General features: G+C 69.4%; 28 protein-coding genes, 1 tRNA gene and 1 other RNA gene. 12 read left to right on the plus strand and 18 right to left on the minus strand.

The features are described from left to right. The first annotated feature begins 11 nt into the window (after window positions 1–11). Entirely contained in the window at window positions 12–482 is a 471-nt protein-coding gene (locus tag ACFRFH_RS15390) for a hypothetical protein (RefSeq protein ID WP_382463876.1), read from the plus strand. Between the two features lie 231 nt (window positions 483–713). On the opposite strand, the gene ACFRFH_RS15395 is transcribed toward ACFRFH_RS15390, so the two are convergent. Both ACFRFH_RS15395 and ACFRFH_RS15400 read right to left on the minus strand, forming a co-directional pair. Further along, window positions 714–980, minus strand: a complete 267-nt coding sequence (locus ACFRFH_RS15395; RefSeq protein WP_382463877.1) for a hypothetical protein — start codon at window positions 978–980, stop codon at window positions 714–716. Window positions 981–999: 19 nt separating this feature from the next. Continuing rightward, window positions 1,000–1,305, minus strand: a complete 306-nt coding sequence (locus tag ACFRFH_RS15400; protein ID WP_382463878.1) for a nucleotidyltransferase family protein — start codon at window positions 1,303–1,305, stop codon at window positions 1,000–1,002. A 15-nt stretch (window positions 1,306–1,320) separates the two neighbouring features. On the opposite strand from ACFRFH_RS15400, the gene ACFRFH_RS15405 reads away from it, so the two are divergent. Then, entirely contained in the window at window positions 1,321–1,596 is a 276-nt protein-coding gene (locus ACFRFH_RS15405) for a tyrosine-type recombinase/integrase (RefSeq protein ID WP_382463879.1), read from the plus strand. Between the two features lie 746 nt (window positions 1,597–2,342). Here the strand turns inward: ACFRFH_RS15405 and ACFRFH_RS15410 are convergent. Then, a tRNA-Lys gene (locus tag ACFRFH_RS15410) sits at window positions 2,343–2,415 on the minus strand. Window positions 2,416–2,536: 121 nt separating this feature from the next. Here ACFRFH_RS15410 and ACFRFH_RS15415 point away from each other — a divergent pair. From ACFRFH_RS15415 to ACFRFH_RS15430, 4 genes are all read left to right on the plus strand, one after another. Further along, window positions 2,537–3,340 carry an inositol monophosphatase family protein gene (locus tag ACFRFH_RS15415; protein ID WP_382463880.1) on the plus strand — a complete coding sequence of 268 codons (804 nt, stop codon included), beginning with the start codon at window positions 2,537–2,539 and terminating at the stop codon, window positions 3,338–3,340. A gap of 141 nt (window positions 3,341–3,481) precedes the next feature. Next, window positions 3,482–4,357: an ABC transporter ATP-binding protein gene (locus ACFRFH_RS15420; protein WP_382464170.1), complete on the plus strand. Its 876-nt coding sequence runs from the start codon at window positions 3,482–3,484 to the stop codon at window positions 4,355–4,357. A 2-nt stretch (window positions 4,358–4,359) separates the two neighbouring features. Continuing rightward, window positions 4,360–5,601 carry an ABC transporter permease gene (locus ACFRFH_RS15425; protein ID WP_382463881.1) on the plus strand — a complete coding sequence of 414 codons (1,242 nt, stop codon included), beginning with the start codon at window positions 4,360–4,362 and terminating at the stop codon, window positions 5,599–5,601. Next, the gene (locus ACFRFH_RS15430; protein WP_382463882.1) at window positions 5,601–6,587 is read left to right on the plus strand and encodes an NAD(P)H-quinone oxidoreductase; all 987 of its coding nucleotides are present in this window, start codon (window positions 5,601–5,603) and stop codon (window positions 6,585–6,587) included. Before ACFRFH_RS15425 ends, ACFRFH_RS15430 begins: the two co-directional genes overlap by 1 nt. On the opposite strand, the gene ACFRFH_RS15435 is transcribed toward ACFRFH_RS15430, so the two are convergent. Beyond that, window positions 6,490–6,951, minus strand: a complete 462-nt coding sequence (locus ACFRFH_RS15435) for a DUF2809 domain-containing protein (protein ID WP_382463883.1) — start codon at window positions 6,949–6,951, stop codon at window positions 6,490–6,492. The genes ACFRFH_RS15430 and ACFRFH_RS15435 overlap by 98 nt on opposite strands. Window positions 6,952–7,070: 119 nt before the next feature. On the opposite strand from ACFRFH_RS15435, the gene ACFRFH_RS15440 reads away from it, so the two are divergent. The 3 genes from ACFRFH_RS15440 (at window position 7,071) to ACFRFH_RS15450 (ending at window position 10,428) form a co-directional block, all read left to right on the plus strand. Beyond that, entirely contained in the window at window positions 7,071–8,084 is a 1,014-nt protein-coding gene (locus tag ACFRFH_RS15440) for an adenosine deaminase (RefSeq protein WP_382463884.1), read from the plus strand. Then, the gene (locus tag ACFRFH_RS15445) at window positions 8,072–8,926 is read left to right on the plus strand and encodes an alpha/beta fold hydrolase (RefSeq protein WP_382463885.1); all 855 of its coding nucleotides are present in this window, start codon (window positions 8,072–8,074) and stop codon (window positions 8,924–8,926) included. Before ACFRFH_RS15440 ends, ACFRFH_RS15445 begins: the two co-directional genes overlap by 13 nt. An 86-nt stretch (window positions 8,927–9,012) precedes the next feature. After that, complete coding sequence (locus tag ACFRFH_RS15450; protein WP_382463886.1) at window positions 9,013–10,428, plus strand: APC family permease; 1,416 nt, start codon at window positions 9,013–9,015, stop codon at window positions 10,426–10,428. Window positions 10,429–10,430: 2 nt separating this feature from the next. Here ACFRFH_RS15450 and ACFRFH_RS15455 read toward each other — a convergent pair whose 3' ends face one another. Further along, window positions 10,431–10,976 (minus strand): hypothetical protein, encoded by a 546-nt coding sequence (locus ACFRFH_RS15455; protein ID WP_382463887.1) that lies wholly within the window; start codon window positions 10,974–10,976, stop codon window positions 10,431–10,433. Window positions 10,977–11,173: 197 nt separating this feature from the next. Between ACFRFH_RS15455 and ACFRFH_RS15460 the strand changes: the two genes are divergently transcribed. Further along, window positions 11,174–12,385, plus strand: coding sequence for a toxic anion resistance protein (locus ACFRFH_RS15460; protein WP_382463888.1), 1,212 nt, complete (start codon window positions 11,174–11,176; stop codon window positions 12,383–12,385). A 61-nt stretch (window positions 12,386–12,446) separates the two neighbouring features. Here the strand turns inward: ACFRFH_RS15460 and ACFRFH_RS15465 are convergent, their stop codons facing one another. The 6 genes from ACFRFH_RS15465 to ACFRFH_RS15490 form a co-directional block, all read right to left on the minus strand. After that, window positions 12,447–13,271: a hypothetical protein gene (locus ACFRFH_RS15465; protein WP_382463889.1), complete on the minus strand. Its 825-nt coding sequence runs from the start codon at window positions 13,269–13,271 to the stop codon at window positions 12,447–12,449. Further along, the gene (locus ACFRFH_RS15470) at window positions 13,268–14,089 is read right to left on the minus strand and encodes a heavy metal-binding domain-containing protein (RefSeq protein WP_382463890.1); all 822 of its coding nucleotides are present in this window, start codon (window positions 14,087–14,089) and stop codon (window positions 13,268–13,270) included. Before ACFRFH_RS15470 ends, ACFRFH_RS15465 begins: the two co-directional genes overlap by 4 nt. Window positions 14,090–14,114: 25 nt before the next feature. Beyond that, the gene (locus ACFRFH_RS15475; RefSeq protein ID WP_382463891.1) at window positions 14,115–15,044 is read right to left on the minus strand and encodes a heavy metal-binding domain-containing protein; all 930 of its coding nucleotides are present in this window, start codon (window positions 15,042–15,044) and stop codon (window positions 14,115–14,117) included. A 60-nt stretch (window positions 15,045–15,104) separates the two neighbouring features. Next, window positions 15,105–15,521 carry a hypothetical protein gene (locus ACFRFH_RS15480; RefSeq protein ID WP_382463892.1) on the minus strand — a complete coding sequence of 139 codons (417 nt, stop codon included), beginning with the start codon at window positions 15,519–15,521 and terminating at the stop codon, window positions 15,105–15,107. Window positions 15,522–15,643: 122 nt separating this feature from the next. After that, window positions 15,644–15,820, minus strand: coding sequence for a hypothetical protein (locus ACFRFH_RS15485; protein WP_382463893.1), 177 nt, complete (start codon window positions 15,818–15,820; stop codon window positions 15,644–15,646). Window positions 15,821–15,880: 60 nt separating this feature from the next. Continuing rightward, window positions 15,881–16,654: a response regulator transcription factor gene (locus tag ACFRFH_RS15490; RefSeq protein ID WP_382463894.1), complete on the minus strand. Its 774-nt coding sequence runs from the start codon at window positions 16,652–16,654 to the stop codon at window positions 15,881–15,883. Between the two features lie 228 nt (window positions 16,655–16,882). Between ACFRFH_RS15490 and ACFRFH_RS15495 the strand changes: the two genes are divergently transcribed. Beyond that, window positions 16,883–17,035 carry a hypothetical protein gene (locus tag ACFRFH_RS15495; protein ID WP_382463895.1) on the plus strand — a complete coding sequence of 51 codons (153 nt, stop codon included), beginning with the start codon at window positions 16,883–16,885 and terminating at the stop codon, window positions 17,033–17,035. Window positions 17,036–17,155: 120 nt separating this feature from the next. On the opposite strand, the gene ACFRFH_RS15500 is transcribed toward ACFRFH_RS15495, so the two are convergent. From ACFRFH_RS15500 to ACFRFH_RS15530, 7 genes are all read right to left on the minus strand, one after another. After that, window positions 17,156–17,539: a carboxymuconolactone decarboxylase family protein gene (locus ACFRFH_RS15500; RefSeq protein WP_382463896.1), complete on the minus strand. Its 384-nt coding sequence runs from the start codon at window positions 17,537–17,539 to the stop codon at window positions 17,156–17,158. 147 nt (window positions 17,540–17,686) lie between these two features. Continuing rightward, window positions 17,687–18,081: a transfer-messenger RNA gene (gene ssrA, locus ACFRFH_RS15505) on the minus strand. Window positions 18,082–18,185: 104 nt separating this feature from the next. Further along, window positions 18,186–18,923, minus strand: coding sequence for an SDR family NAD(P)-dependent oxidoreductase (locus tag ACFRFH_RS15510; RefSeq protein WP_382463897.1), 738 nt, complete (start codon window positions 18,921–18,923; stop codon window positions 18,186–18,188). A gap of 9 nt (window positions 18,924–18,932) precedes the next feature. Continuing rightward, window positions 18,933–19,691 (minus strand): SDR family NAD(P)-dependent oxidoreductase, encoded by a 759-nt coding sequence (locus ACFRFH_RS15515; protein WP_382463898.1) that lies wholly within the window; start codon window positions 19,689–19,691, stop codon window positions 18,933–18,935. Continuing rightward, window positions 19,688–21,082 (minus strand): MFS transporter, encoded by a 1,395-nt coding sequence (locus ACFRFH_RS15520; RefSeq protein ID WP_382463899.1) that lies wholly within the window; start codon window positions 21,080–21,082, stop codon window positions 19,688–19,690. Before ACFRFH_RS15520 ends, ACFRFH_RS15515 begins: the two co-directional genes overlap by 4 nt. A 42-nt stretch (window positions 21,083–21,124) precedes the next feature. Next, window positions 21,125–22,003: a polysaccharide deacetylase gene (locus tag ACFRFH_RS15525; protein ID WP_382463900.1), complete on the minus strand. Its 879-nt coding sequence runs from the start codon at window positions 22,001–22,003 to the stop codon at window positions 21,125–21,127. 35 nt (window positions 22,004–22,038) lie between these two features. Continuing rightward, a complete protein-coding gene (locus tag ACFRFH_RS15530) occupies window positions 22,039–23,022 on the minus strand; it encodes an asparaginase (protein WP_382463901.1) in 984 nt (327 codons plus the stop codon). Between the two features lie 209 nt (window positions 23,023–23,231). Between ACFRFH_RS15530 and ACFRFH_RS15535 the strand changes: the two genes are divergently transcribed. Then, entirely contained in the window at window positions 23,232–24,260 is a 1,029-nt protein-coding gene (locus ACFRFH_RS15535; protein WP_382463902.1) for a LacI family DNA-binding transcriptional regulator, read from the plus strand. Window positions 24,261–24,290: the final 30 nt, after the last annotated feature.

Raw genomic sequence — 24,290 nt, forward strand, 5'->3', positions numbered from 1 at the left:
ACTGTCTCCATGTGGACACCGCCCAGTACCAGGACCCCTGGCCTGACCCTCTGACAGTGAACACGTTCGATGAGCTAGAAGCTTTTGCGCGGGAGCTCGTCGGCGCGACCGCAATTGTGGAGGTCGGAGCACTCGAAAACGGCGCTCCGTACATCGAGGTCGTACCAAATCGAAGCGGCGCCCGCGCAGTGAACATCATTGCCGATCAATGGATCGTCTTTGCGGTAGAAGGCTCCGGCGGCGGCCGATGGGAGCTGGCGTACGACACCACGGGCAGAGCATTCGCCCAGAATGCGCTAGCGGCTGTCACTGCCGGCCGCCTCGACGAGCGAGTGGCGTTTGGACGGTCGCAGTTGACACTCACCTTCGAGGACGGATCCACCCACGCTGAAACTGGCTACCACGGCTGCTTGGCGGTCATCACTCCACAACCCGGGTGGCGGCGATGGGGCGAGGTCCGCGGAGCACAGCCGTACGCCTGACTGTGTGTGGGTTCAAAACCCGAGGAATCATGCGCCATTCGAACGAAGTAGGGATTGCGCAACGCGTCCGCATCGACCTGGCTATCCGAACTGTGCCCTCAGACTCGGCCGGTCCAGGAGCCCTGTGATGGATTCGATGGTCGCATTCAGTGATGCCGGCCGCCGGAGAAGACCGAGCGGCTCGAGAATCCGCGGAATTACGCCCCCCTGGTTGACGAGAGATCGTTTCGATTACGGTTCCTCCGGTGATCCCTGGTCGGGTTCCGGCTGCAATTCTTCCGCCGGTATCCGGGTGGCGCGGCGCAACCACCAGGCGCCCGGTCCGGCCATGGACGCTCCGAAAAGCAGGACGACCAGAGCACCAGCGATATTGCCTGCGATCAAGCCACCGACACTGAACACTCCCGCCGTTAAGCCCACAATCACCAGAAGGATCCAGTTGTACTGATTCGTCTGAGTAACGCGAACGATCCAGGACGCTCGCTTGGTCGGATTCATCGGGCCGCTAGGACTCGCTTCAGGCCGCATAGATATCCTCGGCCCTCCTGAACACGGACCGCGCGAAGTAGGGATTGCGCACTGCGCCGGCCTCGACCAGATCGACGTTTGCGCCCACGATCCGCTCAAGGTCTTCCTTCAAATCGAAGTAGTCGCGGAAGAGCCCGCCGCGGCCTGGCAAGAAGTCCACGAGGAAATCGACGTCGCTAATCTCGCGGTCGAACGTGTCGCCCAGCACAGAACCAAAAACGCGAAGCCGGCTGACTCCGCGTACTTCGCACGCGCGGGATATCGCCTGCGCGTCCAGTCGCTCCGCGGGGTTCATGGCAGGAATTGTCCCATGCCGACCGATGCCACTGCATGGGGGCGCCATTGCCAAAACGCCGGCCTCGAGTACATGGCCCCGCACGACCTCCGCCACACAGCGGCGAGTTTGGCGGTCAGCGCGGGCGCGAACATCAAAGTGCTGCAGAAGATACTCGGCCATAAGGGCGCCACGATGACGTTCGACGTCTACGTGGATCTCTTCGACGAGGACCTGGATATGGTGACAGCGCGGCTAGACGAGGCAGCCGCACGACTGGGCACCATTCTCTGGAACACACGACCGGCTTGAAAAGTCACCGAGCCACAGCGTTGCAGTGAGGACGGGCGGTCTATTTCACTTGGTTCTGCGGACGAATATGTTTGCGCTTCTCGGGTCGTCAGGGTCGCCCGAGTACGTGACCAGTACGGTTCGGAAGTTGTTCCATTCCGAGCCAAAATCAAATCCGCGACTTCCCACGCCCACGCTTACAGTCGGGCCCTGAAAATGGGTGAGGCTCCATCGTCCTTCCCCAGTGGCCGGGTATCCGCCAGGGATATCTCGGATCTCGGCAGTCCCGTCGGCATGAAAGACAGCAACGCCAGGTCCGCCCTGCGCGTTCACCCAGGTGCCGACTACGTCAGCATGCTTGAGTTCGACCGGGAGATTCGACCGGACGTAGTACGCCGCGCCCATTCCGAGGATGAGCACGCACACAATCAGGATGCTGATCGCCCAGCCGAGATGAGACCGGCCCGCGACGGGGCTTTTCGAAGCTTGTCTGGCCGAAATCAACCGTTCCCCATTTCATACCTGAACGGATCTGGACCGAGCTCGAGACATGACCCTCGAAACTCCATATGTTCGCGATTTCCTCCCCGCGCACGTAAATGTCTATGAGGTTAGTTGATCGCTCCAGGGCGACACGCGCATCCTCCTTGAGATGCATTCGGGCGGCGGCAAACGGCCCATCGCGCACCGACCCACGAATACAAGAAAGCCCCCGACCCCCCTGTTTCCAAGGGATTCGGGGGCTTCTCGCCACCTGCGGTGTTGGGTGCGCCCCCAGGGACTTGAACCCTGAACCCATTGATTAAGAGTCAATTGCTCTGCCGATTGAGCTAGAGGCGCATTCGGTCTGGTTTCCCGGACCGAGGCTCAACATTAGCATCCGGTCCGGGCGGGACGCCAATCGACGGCACCCAAAGCGCACCCCGGGCGTGTCCCAGCGCCGGGCCGCTAGGCTCCTGGCGTGAACGACGCTCGTGACACCGCCCCGCTCCGCACCGACGACCTGGCGCTCGCGCTGAGGCTCGCCGACCTCGCCGACTCGATCTCGTCCGCGCATTTCCGGGAGCGCGGCCTGCAGATCGACACCAAGCCCGATCGCACCTTCGTCACGGAGGCCGACCTGGCCGTCGAGCGGGCCATCCGGGAGGCGCTCGCCGTCGAGCGGCCGGGCGACGGCATCCTCGGCGAGGAGTACGGCACCGAGGGCGACGCCGCGCGGCAGTGGATTCTCGACCCGATCGACGGGACCTCCAACTACCTGCGCGGCGTGCCGGTGTGGGGAACGCTCATAGCCCTCGCCGAGAACGGCACGCCGGTCGTCGGCGTGGTCAGCTCCCCCGCGCTCGGCAAGCGCTGGTGGGCGGCCGCCGGCGGCGGGGCGTGGACCACGGACGCACCAGGCGCGGAGCCGCGGAGCATCCGGGTCTCTGGCGTCGACGACCTCGCGAACGCGTCGGTCAGTTTCCAGAGCATCGCGCAGTGGGACCAGGCGGGCTACCTCGACCGGCTCGTCGCCCTCACCCGGCGCGTGTGGCGGGACCGCGCCTACGGCGACATGTGGGCGTACATGCTGCTGGCCGAGGGCCTCCTGGACGCGGTGGGCGAGTTCGACGTCAAGACCTACGACCTGGCGGCGCTCATCCCGATCGTGGAGGAGGCCGGCGGCGCGTTCACGTCGGTGACAGGCGAAACGGGGCCGTCCCACGGCTCCTCGCTCGCGTCGAACGGCCTGCTGCACACGGCCCTGCTCGACGCCCTCGCGTAGCGGGGCCGCACACCGAGCAGGCAACGCGCGGCAACACTTTCATAGGCTCCGAATCCCGCGACCGCGGCACCTCCACCCAATAGGCTCGACCGTGTGAATACCCAGAGCGTCGAGCCCCTCGTGCACATCGCCGGCTTCCGCATGGACTTCGGGCGCACCACCGTCATCCGCGACCTGTCGTTCGACATCGTCCGCGGCGAGACGTTCGGGTTCCTCGGCAGCAACGGCTCGGGCAAGACCACGACCATCCGCGCGCTGCTCGGCATCTACCAGCCGACCGCGGGCGTCCTGCACATCGACGGCAAGGACTTCTCCCCGGAGGCCGGCGAACGGCTCGGCTACCTCCCGGAGGAGCGCGGTCTCTACAAGAAGGAGTCCGTCATCGACGTGATGGTCTACTTCGGCCGGCTGAAGGGCCTCGGCGCCGAGAAGGCGCGGCGCTGGTCGAGCGAATACCTCGAGCGCGTCGGCATCGGCGACAAAGAGAAGGTCCGGCTCGACAAGCTCTCCGGCGGCCAGCAGCAGAAGGTGCAGCTCGGCGTCACGATCATGAACCAGCCGGAGCTGCTCATCCTCGACGAGCCGACCAAGGGCTTCGACCCGGTCAACCGGCGTCTGCTCATGGACATCATCGACGACCAGAAGCGCGCAGGCTCCACGGTGATGATGGTGACCCACCAGATGGAGGAGGTCGAGCGGCTCTGCGACCGCGTCATCCTCCTCAAAGACGGCGTCTCCCGCGCCTACGGCACCGTCTCCGAGGTGCAGGAGCAGTTCGGCGGCACGGTCGTCCAGGTGGACCACGACGGCACCATCCCCGCCTCCCCCGCCTACCGCGTCGCGACGGACGAGGACGGGCACGCCGAGCTGGAGGTCGCGAACGACGCCGACACCGCGGCGATCCTTCGCAGCCTCGTGGACGCCGGCCTGCACATCACCCGCTTCGCCCCCACCCGCAAATCCCTGGACGACATCTTCGTCGAGGTCTACGGCGCCGAGAGCCGCCAGGAGGACTGAGCATGGCCCGCCACAACCTCTCCACCGTCATCGGGTTCGAGTTCACCCGCACGATCAAGAAGCGCAGCTTCTGGGCCGTGACGCTCATCCTGCCGATCCTGGTATTCGGCCTCGGGACGCTCGTTATCTCGGCGAACGTCTCCAGCGCCAACACCGCCGACCAGCAGAAGAACGCCCGCTTCGACTTCCTCTACGTGGACGCGTCCGGCCTGGTCGACCCGACCGTCGCGAGCAGCTACGGCGGCAAGGAGATCGCCAGCAGCTCCGAGGGCGTGGAGGAGGTGCAGATCGGCGGCACCCCGGCCTTCTTCGACTACCCGGCCGACCCGTCGAAACAGACGATCAAGGTCTACGGGGCCGACGCCGGCGTGTTCGCGAACAGCAAGTACTCCGCCGTCGCCCAATCGCTGATCGCGACGAGCGTGGAGCAGAAGCTGAACAGCCCGGTTGACGTCGCGATCCTGCGCGGGGAGACGAACACCTCGACGACCACCTTCAAGGACGGCGCTGTCGCGCCGGGATTCCAAGGCATCCTGCCTCCGCTGATCTTCCTGGCCGCGTTCTTCGTCGTGATCGTGTTCCTCGGCAACCAGATGCTCAACTCGACGCTGGAGGAGAAGGAGAACCGGGTCACCGAGATGATCCTCACGACGATCAACCCGACCAACCTCCTGGTCGGCAAGGTGGTGTCGCTGTTCGCGGTCGGCATAATCCAGATCGCGGTCTTCGCGCTGCCGGTCGTGATCGGCTACCTGTTCTTCCGCGACCAGCTCGCCATCCCGAACTTCGACCTGAGCTCCCTGGTGTTCGATCCGCAGAAGATGATCGTCGGCGCGCTCATCACGATCGGCGGGTTCGCGCTGTTCACCGGGACGCTCGTCGCCGTCGGCGCGGTGATGCCGACCGCGAAGGACGCCGCGCCGTTCTTCTCCGTCGTGATCTTCGCCGTCGTCATCCCGATCTACGCGTCCAGCTACGCGGTCAGCACGCCGGAGGCGCCGATCGTGCAGATCCTGGCGTTCTTCCCCTACACGGCGCCGATCACCGCGCTGATCCTCAACGCGTTCGGCTCGCTGCCGCTCTGGCAGGCGATCGTGATCATCGTCGAGCTGTTCGCCCTGTCCTACGTCGTGCTCCGGCTGGCCGTGCGGCTCTTCCGCTACGGGTCCATCGAGTACTCCAGCAAGGTGCGCATCCGGGATGTGCTCGGACGCAAGCCAGCCACGGGATCGGCGGTCCGCTGATGCGCGCCGTGGTCGTGCCGCAGCCCGGCGACGCGGAGGTCCTGACCGTCGCCGACGTCCCGGAGCCGCAGCCCGCAGCCGGCGAGGTCCGCATCCGCGTGATCGCGGCGGGACTGAACGGCGCCGACCTCAGCCAGCGCCGCGGCTTCTACTCGCCGCCGCCCGGCGCCCCGGAATGGCTCGGCCTCGAAGTGTCCGGCGTCATCGACGCGGTCGGCACAGAGGTCGAGCCGGGCCGGTGGCGTGAGGGCGACCTCGTCTGCGCACTGCTGCCCGGGGGAGGCTACGCCGAGTACGTCGCGGTGGACGCCGGGCTCGTGCTCCCGATCCCGCCCGGCGTGGACCGCGTGGAGGCTGCTGGACTACCCGAGGTCGCCGCCACGGTCTGGTCGAACGTGTTCGACCTCGGCGCGCTGACGCCAGGCGAGACCCTGCTGGTCCACGGCGGCTCCAGCGGGATCGGAAGCATGGCCATCCAGCTCGCCCACGCGCTGGGCTCGCCCGTGATCGCGACCGCCGGCAGTCCGGAGAAGGCCGCCTTCTGCCGCGGCCTCGGAGCGGACGCCGCCGTCGACTACCGCACAGACGACTTCGTGGCGGCCGTCCGCGCTTTCACCGACGGCCGCGGCGCCGACGTCGTCCTCGACATCGTCGGCGGCGCCTACATCGCCCGGGACCTTGAGGCCCTCGCGACCGGCGGCCGCATCATGTCGATCGCGATCCGCGACCGCACGCCGGCCGCGGTGGACATGGGCCTCCTGATGATGAAGCGCGCCCGCCTGCAGGGCACGACGCTGCGCGCCCGCCCGCTCGCCGAACGGGTCGCGATCATCGCCGCCGTGCGCGAGCACGTCTGGCCGCTGCTGGAATCCGGCAAGGTCCGCCCAGTCATCGACTCGGTGTTCCCGCTGGCGGACGCGGCCCAGGCGCACCGGAGGATGGAGTCGTCCGCGCACCTCGGGAAGATCCTGCTGCGCGTCTCCTGATCCCCGCATCCACCGCGGCCGCGAGCACGGCCCCGAGCGCGTAGGCGAGCAGATCGCTCCACTGGAACGTGGACCCGAGCACCAGTTCGACCCCCGGGATCGTCGCCGACAGGTGCGCGGGGACGCCGGTGAGCTGAAACACCTCCACGGCGGCGCACAGCGCGAAAGCGACGCCGCCCACCACAGCGCTCGACGCCCGCACGGCCACGACTGCGACGAGCAGGAAGATCAGGACCGCATACAGCGCATCCCCGGCGAACGCGCCGACCCAGCTGTCGACGGTCTCGTGGACGGTCAGCCCGGCGACGATGGTGGCGAGCGCGGCCACGATCAGGAGGGCGCGGCGGCGAGCGAGGGAGGGCATGGTGTCGAGGCTATTCAGGTGCTGACGCTGAGACGTCCGGCGGGCGATGGACCCAGCATCCGCCGACCGGATGATGCGCTCGACACCGGCCGCCCCCCGTTCAGTGGGAGGATCGAACCATGACCACGCCGCCCTCCGACGACGCCCTGCTCGCCCTGCCGAAAGCCGAGCTCCACCTGCACATCGAGGGCACCCTCGAGCCCGATCTGGCGTTCGAGCTCGCCGGGCGCAACGGGGTGGACCTGCCGTACGCCTCGGTCGAGGAGCTCGCCGCGCAGTACGACTTCTCCGACCTGCAGTCGTTCCTCGACCTCTACTACGCGACGATGGCCGTGCTGCGCACCGAGGACGACTTCGCCGAGCTGACCCGCCGCTACCTCCGGACGGCCGCCGCGCAGGGTGTGCGGCACGCCGAGCTGTTCTTCGACCCGCAGGCGCACGTCTCGCGCGGGGTCCCGATCGAGGCGGTTGTGGACGGGATCAGCGGCGCACTGGCGGAGGCCGAGCGCGACCTCGGGATGTCGGGCGGCCTCATCCTGTGCTTCCTGCGCGACCAGCCGGTGGAGTCCGCCGACGCCGTCCTCACCGCGGCGCTCACCCGGCCCGAGCGGCTGCTCGGGGTCGGGCTCGACTCGGCCGAGGTCGGGTACCCGCCCGAGCTGTTCGCGAACGTGTTCTCCCGCGCGAAGGACGCCGGGCTGCACGCGGTGGCGCACGCGGGCGAGGAGGGTCCGCCCTCCTACATCGTCCAGGCGCTCGACCTGCTCGGCGTGGAGCGCATCGACCACGGCATCCGCGCGGCCGAGGACCCGGACCTGCTGGCGCGCCTGGCCGCGGACGGCATCCCGCTGACGGTGTGCCCGCTGTCCAACGTCCGCCTGCGCACCGTCCCCGACCTGAGCGCCCACCCGCTGCTGCGGCTCGACGCCGCCGGGGTCCGCGTCACGGTGAACTCGGACGACCCGGCCTACTTCGGCGGCTACGTCGGCGACAACTACCTCGCGATCCGGGACACGCTCGGAGTCACCGCCGAGCAGGCCGAGCGGTTCGCGCGCACCTCCATCGACGCCTCGTTCGCGACCGCCGAGCGGAAGGCCGAGCTGCAGGCGGAGGTGGACGCGTGGCGGAGCTGACCGGAGGCCGGGTCGGGAGAATCACCCGACCGGACGGCCGCTCGGTGCGGTTCTTCGACACCGGGGCCCCGGATGATGCCGACGCACCGGTCGTCGTCTGGCACCACGGCACCCCGCAGACCGGAGCCGTCATCCCGCCCATCGCGGACGCAGCCGCCGCCCGCGGCCTGCGGGTCGTTTCGGTGGCCCGGCCCGGCTACCCGGGCTCCGACGCTTTGACCGGCCGCACCGTCGCCGCCGCTGCGGCCGACGTGCTCGCCGTCCTCGACGAGCTCGGCGTGGACCGCTTCGCCACGCTCGGCGCCTCCGGCGGCGGCCCGCACGCGCTCGCCTGCGCGGTGCTCGCCCCCGCACGCGTGAGCGCGGTGGTGTCGCTCGCCGGCATCGCTCCGTTCTGGGGCGACGTCGACTGGTTCGCCGGGATGGCCGACCCCGGCGGCCTCCGCGCCGCGCTCGCCGGCCGGGACGCCCGCGCAGCGCACGCCGAGACCGCCGAATTCGAGCCGGAGTCGTTCACCGCCCGCGACTACGAGACCCTGAAGGGCGCCTGGGCCGCGCTCGGCGCCGACGCCGGGGCCGGCGCGGCCGAGGGGCACGCCGGCGAGGTGGACGACGACCTCGCCTACGTCGCCCCGTGGGGCGTCGAGCTGGGCGCGGTGGCCGCCCCGACCCTCCTCGTGCAGGGCGGCCGCGACCGCGTCATCCCGGCCACGCACGCGGGCTGGATGCTCGAACGGCTCCGCCGCGGCGAGCTGTGGCTGCGGCCGCGCGAGGGCCACGTCTCGGTGCTGACCGCCCTCCCCGTTGCACTGGACTGGGTGGTCGCGACCTCCACCCGCTGACCGAAACGCTCACATTTCTGTGGGTTCTTTCAGAAAAGCGCTCTTCTCCTGCTAGGGTCTCGGGAACCGTTCCCGAAGGAGAGCCCATGACGACGACGTCCACTGCGCCCACGCCCGCACGCGCCGGCACCCTGCGCCGCAGCCTGGGGCTGTGGGCCATCGTCGGCCTCGGCCTCGGGTACATGACGCCGACCGTCGTCTTCGACACCTTCGGCATCGTCTCCGACCAGACCAGCGGCGCCGTTCCCGCCGCCTATCTGGTCGCGCTCATCGTGATGATGTTCACGGCCGTCAGCTACGGCAAGATGGCGGGCGCCATCCCGAGCGCCGGGTCGGCGTACACATACGTGCGGGAGTCCATCCACCCGAACCTCGGCTTCATGGTCGGCTGGACCTCCCTCATCGACTACGTGCTGCTGCCGATGGTGAACTGCCTGATCATCCGGCTCTACCTGGAGCAGGTCTTCCCCGGCGTCCCCGGCTGGATCTGGGTCGTGCTCTACTGCGCGGCGGTCACGACGCTCATCTACTTCACGATGCGCGGCACCTCGAACATCAACATGATCCTGCTCGTCTTCGCCATCGTCGTGATGACCGTGTTCGTGGTCATGGTGGTCGCGCAGCTCGCGAACGGCGCTGGCGACGGCACGGTCGCCTCGGTGAAGCCGTTCTTCCACGACGGCGTCACGCTGTCGGCCGTGCTCACCGGCGCGACGGTTGTCTGCTTCTCGTTCATCGGCTTCGACGCGGTGACGATGTACGCCGAGGAGGCCACGACCCCGAAGGTGATGCCGCGGGCGATCCTGCTGACGGTGGTGATCGGCGGGGCGATCTTCCTCATCGCCGGGTTCTTCACGCAGCTCCGCTTCCCGACGAACGCGCCGTTCGGGGAGTTCACCGACGACCCGCTCCCCCAGATCGGCCTCATCGTCGGCGGCCCGGTCTTCCAGGCGATCTTCGTCGCGGCCGGCTTCGCGGCCACGCTCGCCTCCGGCCTCGCGTCGCACGCGTCGGTGTCCCGGATGCTGCTGGTGATGGGCCGCAACAACGTCCTCCCGCGCCGGTTCTTCGGCTACGTCCACCCCCGGACGCACACGCCGACGCTGAACATCGTGCTCGTCGGAGCGATCTGCCTGCTGGCGGCGTCGTTCACGCTCGAGATGATCTCGGCCTTCATCAACTTCGGCGCGCTCATCGCGTTCACCTTCGTGAACGTCTCGGTGATCGCGTGGTTCGCGATTCGTCAGGGACGGCGCAAGAACTTCCGCGACGTGGTGAGTTTCATCGTCCTCCCGGCGATCGGCATGGCGCTGACGGGCGTCCTCTGGGTGAACCTCCACGAGGACGCGCTGATCGGCGGCCTGATCTGGACGGCGATCGGCTTCGCGTACCTGCTCGTGCTCACGCGCGGCTTCCGCCGCCGGGCCGCGGCGTTCGACGAGAACCAGCCGGTCACCGGGTTCACGACGGCGGTCGGCAAGGACCGGGAGCCGACTGCATAAGGTCAGCGGCACTGCTGGAGGTCGAACTCGTCCCAGCGCGGCCAACCGGGGGTCCCGCGGTGACCCATCGCCAGGTCATCCTGCAGGGCGGCCTCCAGCGGCGGGCAGTGAACCCGCTCGTAGAAGAGTCCGCGCCGCTCCATCAGCCCGATGGTCTCCGACGCCGAGGACCGGTAGGCGGCGAGGTCGCGCCCGGGGACGTCGAGATGGACGTACTCCACGCTGCTGGCCCAGCCGAGGACGTACAACATCGCCAACGCCACGGGGATGAGCGCGATCCACACGGCGACCGCGGCCACCCTCGTCAGTACGCGTGCCCACCGCCACGGCACCCGCTCCACGACGACCATGAGCTGGCCGAGCAGCACGACCGTGACGGCGGCAGCGACCAGCAGAAGGGTCAGCCCCAGTTGGGCGCCGTCGAGCTCCCCCACCAGCAGGGTTGTCGTCGTGTTGTCGAATTCAAGAGTCATCAGCAGGATGCCGACACCCACCAGCAGGACGAAGAGCACGGACGGGGTCCACTGGAGCACGGAACGCAGACGCATCACCCCAGCCTCGCCGCAGCCCACGAGCCCGCGCATCCGGCTCCGGTCGCCACCCGATCATCCCTGCGCTGTACCGACTCACCTGCGAGTCACCCCAAACCGCGCGCCCGCGCAGCACTGTTCGTTCTAGTGTTGGCTCAAGTGTCTTGTCGTCGGGCGCCGCACGTTCGCGCGTCCGACCCCGGGGAGGAGTACCGATGTCCGAGCTCGACCTCAACCAGCCGTTGACGCCACCGGACCAGCCGGCGGCCGGGGTGAGCCTCACGCCTCCCGCCGCGGTGCCGGAGGTCGGCGGCGACCAGGCCGTCGGGATGGTCGCCGTGCCCGCCGACAAGCGGGCCGAGCTCGCCGCGAAGGCGGACGAGTTCGTCTCCGGGCTCGCCGGGGTGGAGCCGGGGAGCCCCGAGTTCACCCGCCGCGTCGATGAGATCGCGCGGATGGGCGTGCAGGAGATCCGGTCGTCCTCCGAGGTGTCCAACCGGATGCTGCAGCGGCCGGAGTCCTCGCTCGCCGCGGCGCGCGGTCGCGGCGGCCCCTCCGACCCGCAGACGCAGGTCGCCCAGACCCTGCAGCAGCTGCGGACGACGATCACCGACCTCGACCCGGGCCACTCCAATCTCTCCGGCTCGAAGGGCTTCCTCGGGAAGCTGCCGGGCGGCAAGTCCCTGATGCGGTACTTCGAGCGCTACCAGCCGGCGCAGAAGCAGCTCGACGCGATCATCACCGCCCTGATCTCCGGTCAGGACGCCCTGCTCAAGGACAACGCCGCCATCGACCTGGAGCGCACCAACCTGTGGGCGACGATGGGCAAGCTCGGCGAGTACACCACGCTCGCGAAGGCCCTGGACGACTCGATCCAGACGCGTGCCGCCGAGCTGCGCGCCTCCGACCCGAGCCGAGCGGACGCCCTAGTGGCCGACGCGCTCTTCCCGATCCGCCAGCGCCGGCAGGACCTGACGACGCAGATCGCGGTGTCCGTGCAGGGCTACCTCGCGCTCGACGCCATCCGCAAGAACAACCTGGAGCTCATCAAAGGCGTCGAGCGCGCTCGGACGACCACGGTCGCCGCCCTGCGCACCGCGATCATCGTCGCGCAGGCGCTCGGCAATCAGGAGCTGGTGCTCGACCAGATCAGCGCCCTCAACGACGCGACCAACTCCATGATCGACCGCACCGGCGAGCTGCTGCGCCAGCAGACGGCGCGCGTCCACGAGGACGCCGTCTCCACCGGCGTCAGCCTGGAAACCCTCCAGCACGCCTTCGACAACGTCTTCGCGACGATGGACTCGATCGACAGCTACCGCGTGAAGGCGGTCGAGAGCATGGCGAAGACGGTGGACGCCCTGGAGCAGCAGATCTCGCGCTCGCGCAGCTACCTGGACCGGTCGCACTCGGGCACGAGCAACTGACCCGGCGCCAGGCTCGCGGGCGCGTCGCGCTCAGGGCAGGTGGCGCTCAGGACAATCGAGCTCAGGGCAGGTCGAGCCGCGACGCCCCGAACCGGTCCGCCAGGAAGCGCCCGTTGACCAGCAGCGCGGAGGCGTCCTGCTCGATCGCGGCGTCCCGCATCCGCCTCGCCGCGCGCTCCAACTCGGAGAGCTGACCGACCAGCGCCGCCGACGCGGTCGTCCCGTCCGGGAAGACGTGGTCGGCCGCCCAGTCCGCCGGCAGCGACAGGTAGGCGCGCAGCGTGTCGGGGAGGTAGACGGTCGCGGTCCGCCGCACCACGACCTCCGGCTCGCCCTGCCCGGCGACCCGTGGGAGGGCGTCGATGAGGAGGTCCCCGATCCGCCCGACCTGAGCGACCGCCTCGTCCGGCACCCGATGGCCGAGGCGCGCGGGGAGTGTCCGGAGGTCGCCCTCGATCGTGGCGTCGCGCACCTGGATCTCCGACCCGGCCGGCTCCAGACCCAGGGTCTGCAACGCGCGCGACGAGGTCGCGGCGTCGCCTGCCGCCTCCGCGGCGAGCGCGGCGACCCGGCCCGCGAACGCGGTGAGCCAGTCCCCCAGGCCGAGGGCACGGCGTGCGATCGTCACGCCGCCGTAGACGCGGTGCGCCTCCCCTTTCCAGTGCGGCCCCGGCTCGTAGCCGAGCGTGAGCGTCTCCTCCGTGCCGATCAGGCTGACCCGGGAGATCGCCCCCGGCCTCCCGGAGACGCGGTCGGCGAGTGTCCGCCTGCGCTCGACGACCAGCACCCGGGCGGCGAGCGCCGGAGGCAGGGCGCGGCCGACGCTCTCGACCAGATCGGCCAGGAACGTCTGCGGGTCGGCCGCCGCCTCAGCGGGTCCGGTCATCGTCCGCCGTCGGTGAGCGGGAGGACGAGGTTCGGTGTCGCGATGACGTGGTCGTCGCGCAGCGGGCGGACCGCGGTGCCGATGGCGAAGAACTCGGTGGTGTGGCCGCCCCAGCGGTGCGGCAGCGACAGCAACTGCATGCCGACGACGCCCTCCGCGTCGAGCGCCTCCGCTTCGGCCTGCATGCGGCCCATCGCCAGCTCGCGGGCGTCGTAGAGCGCCTCGGTGAACGCCGTGATCTCCACGTTCGAGCCGAGGTTGTTCATGGTCGCCATCATGCCCTGGTGGGCGATGTGGTACACGCAGGTGCCCATGACGAGGCCCTGCGGGACGTAGCCGGACTGGATGAGCGTCCAGAAGTCCTGACCGGACAGGTCGGAGGTGAAGGGCATCCGCTTGTTGTTGCGCCAGGTGCCGGTCGGCGGCTTCTCGTCGGCGACGACGGCCGTGCCGACCGCCACGAACTCGGCGAGGTCGTTGCCGTACTCCTTGAACTCGATCTCGAGCCGCACGCCGACGATCCCGTCCGCGCCGAGCGCGTCGGCCTCGGCCTCCATGCGGGTCATCGCGAGCTCGCGGGCGTGGTACATCGCCTGGCTCAGCTTCTCGAGTTCCATGTTCTTGCTCCACTTACGAGCCTGGATGCCCACATGGTAGACGCTGGAGCCGAGCACGAGGCCGACGGGGCGGAATCCCGCCTGCCGGACCAGGAGGAACTCGTTCACAGACAGGTCGGAGGTGAACAGCCGTGCGCGGCCGTCGGCGAGGCGGGCCCGCGCGTCGCTGGGCAGGGTGACGCTGGAGAACGGGTCGGACACGGTGGTTCCTCTCGGGTGGTGGGTCTCAGGCTCGCGGACGCAGGTCGCTGAGCGGGATGACGGTGGTGACGGCGGACAGCTCGGCGCGGCGGCTAAAGCGCGGGACGGGGATCAGGGTGGCCCCGATCACGGTCGCCTCGGCGTGGAGGTCCTTCTCCTCGCCGCACGGCGTCTCGAACTCGCCCAGGTGGAGGTCGGTGACGACGAGGTGGGCCCCCGCGGTCGCGGTGGCGCGCGTCTCCAGCCGGTGCAGGGCCTCCGCCCGCGCAGCCTGGACGAGCGCGGTCATCCCGGTCACCTCGCCGTTCACCCAGCTCGTCCGCTGGGTGCGCAGCTCGTAGTCCTCGTGCTTGGTGGAGATGCTGATCCCGAGCAGCAGCTCGCCCGGCGAGTACCCGCTGAGGATGGCGGACGCCGTGTCCTCGACCGTCAGGTTCGTGCTCCACACGTCGCCGCGGTTCTTCGGGTACGGCACGAGCAGCGGGTCGTCGGAGCGGACCGCGGTGCCGAGCGCCGTGAACTCCCACGTCGACCCGTCGAGCCGGGTGCGCTGCACGGTCGCGCCCACCACACCGTGCGCTCCGAGCGCGCGGGCCTCGGCGAGCATCCGCCGCACGGCCCCGTACCAGGCGGACTCGAACGCCTTCACGTAGGGCGCGAAGCCCACGTAGGTGCTGCCACCGGAGGTCGTGACCGGCGAGCTCCAGGTGGGGCGGTTGAGCGCGGAGCTGGGACCGACCGTCGGCCCGGTCATGCTCCACCAGGAGCAGCCCGAGCCGGTCCAGCCGAGGCTGACGACCAGGCCGCCGAACACCTCGCCGACCGGGAGCAGCCCCGCGCTGCGGGCCGCGGCCGCGGCCGGCGCGGAGAAGAGCGACGACCGCACCCCGCTGGCGGCCTGCCGCTCCACGCGCGAGCGCGCAGCCGCGGGGAGGCCGTCCGGAGTCTGGGTCACGCGCTCATCCAATCACGTCCGCGGCCCCGACGCGTACTGTCGCGGAGGGGCCGCGGCGTGTCAGCGTCCGACGGCCGTGCGGAGGATCTGCGCGACGCGTTCCTTGTCGGCGTCGTCGAGCTTGATCAGTGCGAACCCGACCGGCCAGAGGCTGCCGTCGTCAAGGGTCGCGGCCTGCTGGAACTCGATCGTGGCGTAACGGATCTTGAACTTCGAGCCCGGCTTGAACGCGACGACCGTCCTGCCGTCGGCGTCGGCGTAGGCCGGCATCCCGTACCAGGTCTTCGCGGCGAGGTCGGTGTTGTCTGTGACGAGCTGGTGGAAGGCCTCCGCGAGCTCCCTGTCGGTGCCGGTCATCGCGGCGATCGCCTCATCGCACGCGGCGGCGGCGTCGGCGCCCGCCTTCATCGCCTTCTGCTCGGCGACGGTGGCCCGGATCGCCGCCTTCTCCTCTTTGCTGAACGTGGTGTCGGCCATGATCGTCCCCTTCGTGTGAGTTCTCGCCGTTCGATCGGCTGAGACACAATCTACGGTCGCGGGAGGGGGTGGCGCTTCTCCATAACTGCTCGATCGTGGCAGCCCGTATCGGGGCCTCCGCGTCAGCGAGGTGGCGTGTAGTCGATCGGACGCGCTCCGGCGCGCTGGAACGGGTCGACGACGACGATTCCCGTGCTCCGACCGACGCCGACCGGGGCGACGACACGGCCCTGTGGCGCTGACGGCATCGCCAGCAGCGTCGCCACCACGACCGCGCACACGGCCGCCCGGATGAGCATCGCGCACCCCCGATCGCTGCGATCGTCGCCGATCCGCCACAGGCGGCGCCATACGCAGAACTACGGACGGCCGAGCCGGTCCGCAGCGAGGAGCGCGGCCGAGACCCTGTCGTGCACGCCCAGCTTCGCGTAGATGTGCTCGATGTGCTTCTGGACGGTGCGCGGGCTGACGCGCGTCACGTACGCGATCGAAGTGGCGGTCATCCCGGAGCCGAGCATCCCGAGGATCTGCGCCTCGCGGGCGGTCAGTCCGGACCGCGCGGCGAACGCCGCCGATGCGACGGACGGACGGGGGGCCACCGCCACGGTGTCGACCGCGGCCAGGAGCGGCTGCAGCCGTCGGGCGAGCTCGAGCTCGTCGTCACCGAAGTCGCGGTCGGCTCGGTTGAACACCCACGTCCGCAGGCGGCCCGTGGCCAGCGGCTGGACGGGGAGCGCGATCTGATAGGTGGTGCCCAGCAGACTGAACAGCTCGGAGTAGACCGGGTGCCGGCGCCACTCCCGCAGCTCGATCCGGTCGCTCAAGCGGACCGGGTCCACCGAACGCGGGCGGCTGCGGAAGGCCAGCATTGTCGGATGCGCGTCGGCCGTCCGCTTCACCGCGTCGACGACGACGACGCGCTCGGGACCGTAGCGGGCGATGAGGGTGACGTCACCGGGCAGCGACCCGATGTCGGCCCACCCGGAGTGCTCCGACGGCAGGATCACGTCGAGCGACTCGGCGATGGCGTGCACGCGCGCGTCCCTCCCGGCGACGCCGTCGACGTCGTAGCTGACCGACAGTACCTGCGCCCGAACGTCCATGATCGCGCCCGCGCTGCGCCCCCAACGCACCTGCGCGACAGGATACGACCGTCCACGAACCGCGGGGAGGGAGCATTCGAGAACTCTCAGGTAGGGTCGTTCAGGGGCGGTCCGCCACCTGCAGGAACTGCGTACGCCCTCGGGAGACGGGAACGGGTGCTACCCGAACCACCCGTCCCCGCGCTCTACTGCCTGGCGGGCTCGTTCGCGGGTTGGGGTTCCGGACCGGTCGCAGGGAGTTGAACCTGATCCCAGTCGATGATGACGCAGTCGATGGCGATGGGCTCGGCCGATGTGCTCAGGACGTTCATGGTGATCGCCTCCGCTGCCATTGTGCGACTGCGGGTGCGTGACCGGTATTCGCAGTTCTACGCAGAGACCGCGGTCGCGGGCACGCCGACCGATCACTGATACCCATCGACCCCCCGCTCGGCGCCCCGCCTGCGCCGGGTCCACATGATCACCGCGAAGTTGCCGGCCGCGATCACGAAGCCACCGATGGCCAAACGTAGTCGGTGGTGTGCCATCCCGCTACGCAATCCCCGCAGCCTCAAGCGCTCGGTGTGCGGCGAGAAATGCCTGACGACCCGTCGGCGTCCCGCAATAGACCGAGACGTGGGTCAGCACGTCCGTGAGTTCATCGACAGTGACGCCGGTGGTTAGTGCAGCCTTCGTGTAGATCTCGACCTCTTCGAAACGGCCGAGAGCGGCAAGAATGCCGATGCTCAGGATCGATTTCGTCTTCTTATCAAGGGCTGCGCCATCCCATGCAAGTCCCCACGCCAGTTCCGTCACGATGTGTTGGAAGGTCATCATGAATTCGTCCGACCCAGACAGATTGTCGTCGACGTATTCGTCTCCCAACACTTCACGACGAATCTCGAGGCCCCTGGTGAACCGCTGACTATCTTGCATGCGAACGCCCCCTTGCCAAGCTCCATAAAGCCTCCACCCGTCGAACCCGGAGGTCAATACGACAAAAGGGGCCTTCTCCGAAACCGGAGAGGGCCCCAACGTCCACGGAATCCCGCGGATCCCAACAACGCGCGACGACGACCGATCCGGTGGAGATGGGGGGAATCGAACCCCCGTCCACTGCTGTGGTCATGTGCCTTCTACGGGTGTAGCCAGTTAAGTCGCTTTCTCAGCCCCGGAACTTGTCGCTGGCACCTGCTCCGACGGGCTCAGTATCAGTTGGAGTCCCTCTGCGCCCTGATGCTCAACGCAGAAGCAAGTCTTCTAGCTGACGCCAGGATCCGGGTAGAAGACAGTTCCCGGTCTGACGGTCTCTTATATAGCGAAGGGGAACTTACGCCGCGAGGGCGAAGTCGGCCTTGGCCGAGACAGTGCTCTTGTTATTGGCACTTATTGTTTTGCATGGATCGTTTACGAGATAACCATGCGTCCTCGACCCGCTTCTCACACTCTCGCAGACAATGTCGAAACCGATCATCCCCGTGCGACGGCCGTGAGGCCGGGTCGTCATCGCGCGCTGTTGAGTTGTCCAGATTCACGCCGCTCCTGGCGGCGAGCTTCTCATTCTACATCACAGACCCGCAGGTCAGGGCATGACGTCGCCCGAGTTCGGGCCGAGAGTCTGGCCGACGAAGAGGTTGCCTCCCGGGTCCGACGCCAGCAGCAGCGCCGCGGGCGCCACCTCCTCCGGCCGGCCGAACCGGCCCAGCGGGAGCTCGGCGCGCTTGGCCGCCTTCCAGTCCTCGCTGATGCCGTCGACGAGCGGGGTCTCGATCGGGCCGGGGGCGATCGCGTTGACGAGCACGCCGCTGGCCGACACCTCCAGCGCCAGTGATTTCACGAAGGCGATGACGCCGGCCTTGGCCGCCGCGTAGTGGGCGAGACCGTCGCCGCCCTTGAGGGCGAGCTGCGAGGCGACGGCGATGATCCGGCCGTCCCGGCGCTCGAGCATGCCCGGCAGGACCGCCCGAGCCAGCAGGAAGACGCTCGTCAGATCGATCCGCAGTGTCTCCTCCCAGCGGTCGAGCGTCATGGCGGCGACCGGCGACTCGGTGAGGATGCCGTGCGAGGCGACCAGGATGTCGATCCGGCCGAGCCGCTCCCCCGCGGTGGAGACCGCGTCACGAACCGAACGCTCGTCCGCCGCGTCGAAGACGATGCCGGCCGCCCAGCCCTCCGCTGAGGCGAGGTCCACCACGCGGGCGTCGCGGTCGGCGCCGATCACCGCCGCCCCGCTGGCGGCGTAGAGCCGTGCGATCGCCAGCCCGATGCCGCCCGCGGCTCCCGTGACGAGTGCGGCGCGCCCGCTCAGCATTCCATTCATCCCTCGCCCTCAGTCCCGCATCGCGACGGTGAGCGCGCCGTCGACGGTGATCGCCTGGCCGCTCACGTAGACCGCGTCGGCCGAGGTGAGGAAGGCGATGACGGAGGCGACCTCCTCCGGACGGCCGACGCGCCCCCACGGGATGTCGCCGCCGGCCGCGCGCAGCCCGTCCGGGCCGAGCGAGTTGACCGCGTCGAGCGACTGCGGGGTCTCGATCAGGCCGGGGATGATCGCATTCGCCCGCACCCCGCGCGGGCCGAGCTCGACGGCCAGGCTGCGGATCAGGCCGAGCACTCCCGCCTTCGCCGCCGCGTAGTGGGCGTGCTCCTGCCAGCCGTAGACCCCGCCGGCGATGGAGGAGATGGCGACGACCGATCCGCCGTCGCCGAGGTGCGGGACGGCGGCGCGGGCCAGCCGCATCACACCGTGCAGGTCCACCTGCAGCACCTCGTCCCACTGCCGGTCCGTCATCTCGGCGAACGGCGCCCGGCGCAGGATGCCGGCGTTGGCCACGACATGGTCGACCCGTCCGTACGCGCTCAGCGCTGCGGCGACGAACGCGTCGACCGAGGCGGTGCTCGCCACGTCCAGATCGACGACGGCACCCTCTCCCCCGGCCGCCCGCACCTGACGGAGTGTCTCCCCCGCGTCGTGCGGGTCGGCGGCGAAGTGGCCGATGACCACGCGGTCGCCGCGGGAGGCGAGCCGGACGGCGGCGGCCCTGCCGATCCCGGAGGCCGCGCCGCTGACGATGCTGACGGCGCTCATCCGTCGGCCTCCTCGCCGGCGCCGGCGACAGGGACAACCACGGCGGACGGGTCCGGAGCGACCACAGCGGACTTCGGGGTGACCGTCTTCGTTCCCAGCATGACCAGCCCGGACAGCAGCGTCCCGAGCGCGCCCACCCAGAGCGCGGCGGTGGCGAACGGCACCGCGGCGGCGGTGAGACCGGTGAGGATGAATCCGCCGATGATCGCGCCGGGCTGGCTCATCGCCCCGATGAACGTGCTTCCGGTCGCCCGGCAGTCCAGGTCGAAACACTCGGCCTGGAAGAACATGATCGCGGCGTACGGGCCGAGCAGGAAGAACAGGCCGAGCATGTAGCTGACGAGCACGAACACGGTGTCGCTCGGCCCCAGCAGCAGCACCGCGAAGCAGATCCCGCCGAGCATCCAGCCGGTCACGATGACCCGCTTGCGCCCGAACCGGTCGCCCAGCCAGCCGTGCGTCAGATACCCGAGCGCACCCACCAGGTTGGAGCCGACCACGAGCAGCAGGGCGTTGGAGGCGTCGATGCCCTTGCCGGTCTGCAGCACCGTCGTGCCGAGCACCGAGAAGGTCTGGATGCCGAACCAGTTCACCAGCCAGGCCAACGACAGCACGAGGGTGTTGCGCAGGTGCTTGCCCTGGAAGATCCGCTTGAACGGCGCAGCGGTCTGGTGGTCGAGCCCCGCCGCGGCCGCGACTTGCGCGGCCTCCTCGGTCCTGCCCTCCTTGCGGAGTGCGCGTACGTGCTGCTGCACGACGAACTGCGGGCTCTCCTTGAGCCGCCGGCAGAGCAGCGCGACGATGACCGCGGGCACCGTCGCGATCAGGAAGGCGATGCGCCAGCTGTCGACCCCGAAGATCGCGATGATGACGGCGACGAAGCCGGCGGCGAGCATCGCACCGAGCGGCCACCCGGTCTGCACGATCGCGTAGACGAAGCCCTGGTTGCGCTTGATCCGCTTGTCCTCGGTCAGGGCGTAGAGCTCGTTGAGGTAGGTGGCGTTGACGGACTGCTCCGCCAGGCCGAGGCCGCTGATCGAGCGCACGCCGACCAGGGATGCCGAGCCCACGGTCGCGGCGGTCGCGGCCGAGGAGAGCGCGGTGCCGCCCACGGAGATGATCATGCCCTTGCGGCGGCCGAGCCGGTCGACCAGCGGGCCGACGCAGATCACGACGACGAACGTGCCGACGCTCACCAGCGTCGAGACGAGGAGTGCCTCGCTGGTGCTCCAGCCGAAGTCGGCGGCGATGTCGGGCAGCAGCGTCCCGAACAGGATGAAATCGTAGACCGCGATGGTCCAGGCGAAGAACGCGATTCCGGTCGCGCGGCGGGTTTCCTTGACGCCGACGGTGCGAAGCCGTCCGGCGGACTCACGAGCGACGGTGCTCATGTCTCCCCTTTCGTGGAGGGAATGGGTTGGGGTGGGGCCGGCTCAGCGCCGGGGGGAACGACGCTGGAAGTCCTGCGCGATCTGGTCGAAGGTCGCCCAGCGCACGCCGTCGTGGCCGGAGATGTGCTCGATGAGCCGTTCCAGCATCAGCAGCACCTGCGGACGTCCGGAGACGTCCGGGTGGATGGTGAAGGTGAACACGCCGTAGTCCTGCTCGCGGTACACCCAGTCGAACTGGTCGCGCCACATCTCCTCGAGGTGGCGGGGGTTCACGAAGCCGTGGCTGTTGGGCGAGGACTTGATGAACATCATCGGCGGCAGGTCGTCGAGGTACCAGCTCGCCGGGATCTCGACCAGGTCGGTCTCCTCGCCGCGAACCAGCGGTCGCATCCAGTCGGCAGCCCTGCCGTCGTAGTCGATCGGGGTCCAGCTGTCGCCGACGCGCACGTAATACGGCTCGAAGTCGCGGTGCATGAGCGAATGGTCGTAGCGGATCCCGCGCTCGATGAGCAGTTCGTTGGTCACGGGCGAGAACTCCCACCAGGGGGCGACGTAGCCGGTCGGGCGGCGTCCGGAGCGGTCGGAGATCAGTTCGATGCAGTGGTCGAGGATGTCGGACTCCTGCTGCCTGCTCATGGCGATCGGGTTCTCGTGGCTGTAGCCGTGCAGCCCGATCTCGTGGCCGGACGCCACGACCTGGTCGAACTGCTCGGGGAAGGTCTCGATCGAGTGACCCGGCCAGAACCAGGTGGCGGGGAGGTCGTACTTCTCCAGCAGGCGGTTCAGCCGCGGGACGCCGACCTCGCCCGCGAAGAGCCCGCGGGAGATGTCGCCAGGCGAGTCCTGGCCGCCGTACGAGCCGAGCCAGCCGCCGACGGCGTCGATGTCGATGCCGAACGCGACGAAGATCTCTTTGGTCATGGGTGTCTTCCTTCTTCCGATCGGTGGTGCGGTGTTCAGAGTGCGGGTCCGGCCAGGGCCGTGAACCGGGGGCCTACGCGGTCTGCGGGCTCCGTGTCCAGGAGCAGGGCGAGCAGGATGCGTGCCTGCGATGCGGGCAGCTCCACGGCGGGAAGCGCGCCGGCGCGGACGGCATCCACGCCGCCGCCCCCGCCGTACAGCGGCACGACCGGCCCACGCGCCACGCGGGTGGAGAGCGCGACGACGACCCCCGCCCGCGTCGCCGCGTCGATGGTGGCGATCAGACCGGCGGAGGCGTTGCCGGAACCGGTCCCGACGAGCACGACGCCGCGCGCTCCGGCGGCCAGCGCCGCGTCGAACAGAACGCTGTCGCCACCCGGATGGCAGACGACGGTGTCGACCCGCACGGAGTCGAAGCCCGCGCCAGGCCGCCGGAGCGCGCGCCGGCGCAGTGGCGGCGTCTGGAACGCGACGAGACCGCCCGCCACGACGCCGACGGGGACGCCGTCCCGCGCCGCGAACGGTGCGGGGGCGAGGGTCTCCGCCTTGTGGACGCCCCGGGCCGCGAAGACCTGGCCGGCGAAGCACACCAGCACGCCGCGGCGACGCGCGAAAGGATGGGCCGCGAGCACAACGGCGTCGGCCAGGTTGCCCGGTCCGTCGGACTCCGGATGATCGGCCGGGCGCTGCGCGCCGGTGAAGACGACCGGCCGATCGTCATCGTGCACGGCATCCACGAGGAAGGCCGACTCCTCCAGGGTGTCGGTCCCGTGGGTGACCACGATCCCGTCGACCTCCGGCCGGTCGAGCTGGGCGGCGACCGCCTCGCTCAGTTCGCGCAGATCGCGCAGCGTGAGGTTGAACGAGTTCTTCCGGAGGACGTCCACGGTCTCGACCGTGACGCCCGCGACCTGAAGGCCGGCCACGAGCGCCGGCCCGCCGTCGGTCGCCACCGAACCGCCTGCTCCGGAACGGGAGGAGATGGTCCCTCCTGTGGCGAGGACGACGATGTGCTGCATCGGCGGCAGGTCCTTTCGTTCAGCGTCGGACGTGGGGCGACCGGAAGGTCTGACAGCCACTCTGCCACAACACAATCGATTGCGTCAATCGATTGTGTTGAACGATTGTGCAAACGGACCACCGTCGAGCGGGGCGAATCCACGGTTCACCGGACCGCCGGGGGCCGAGCTCGCGATGGGCACGCCATAATGACGGCAGAAGGAGCGCAATGACAGCAAAACCCCCGGCCGGCCGGCGCCCGACGACGCAGCGGACGATCGCCGACCGCGTCGGTGTGTCGGTCACGACCGTCTCCCGCGTGCTGGCGGCGAGCCAGGAGGACGCTGCACGGTGGGCCGCGCCGGAGACGGTCGCCGCCATCCTCGCCGTCGCGCACGAGACCGGATACCGGCCGAACCCGCACGCCGCGAGCCTGCGCACGTCGCGCTCGAACCTGGTCGGGGTGCTCGTGCCACGCCTCCAGGATTTCGTGCTCGCGACGATCTACGAAGGCATCGACGAGGCGGCGACCGAGCACAGCGTCTCCGCATTCGTCACGAACTCGCTCGACGACGCCGAGTTGCGCAGCGCGCGCACCGAGTCGATGCTCGATCGCCGGGTGGACGGCCTGATCTTCGGCGACGCCCACCTGGACGACCCGTTCCTCGACGCCCTCGCCGAGCGCGACGTCCCGTTCGTCCTCACCTCCCGCCGCAGCGGCGACCACATCGCCGTGACCTGCGACGACGAGCTCGGTGGACGCCGGGTCGCCGAGCACCTGCTGGCGTCAGGCCGCCGCGATGTGGCCATTCTGGCCGGACTCCCGTTCGCGTCGACCGGTCGCGAGCGCACGCGCGGAGTGGTCGACGCCTACCGGGAGGCCGGTATCGACATCCCCGAGCACCGGATCGTCTCGATCGGCTTCGACGCGGCCGCCGGACGGGAGGGCGCCGAGCGGATCTTCGCCGAGAAGCCGTACCCGGACGCGATGTTCGCGACCAACGACTTCGCCGCGATCGGAGCGCTCGGGGTGATCGAGCGGATGGGACTGCGCGTCCCGGAGGACGTCGCGCTGGTCGGCTACAACGACACGCCGCTCGCCGCGTCCGACGCCCTCTCGCTCACGACGGTGCGCTCCCCCATGCACGAGATGGGGCGGCGCGCCCTCGAAACACTGCTGCGCGCGATCGACGGAGAGCAGGTCGAATCGCAGCGCCTGAAGCCCGAGCTCATCGTCCGGCGCAGCACCGCGTCGTGATGGCGGCTCCGCCGAGCCCGGACTTCTTAG

Origin of the sequence: Leifsonia sp. NPDC056824, assembly GCF_042789575.1 — a bacterium.
GTDB lineage: Bacteria > Actinomycetota > Actinomycetes > Actinomycetales > Microbacteriaceae > Leifsonia.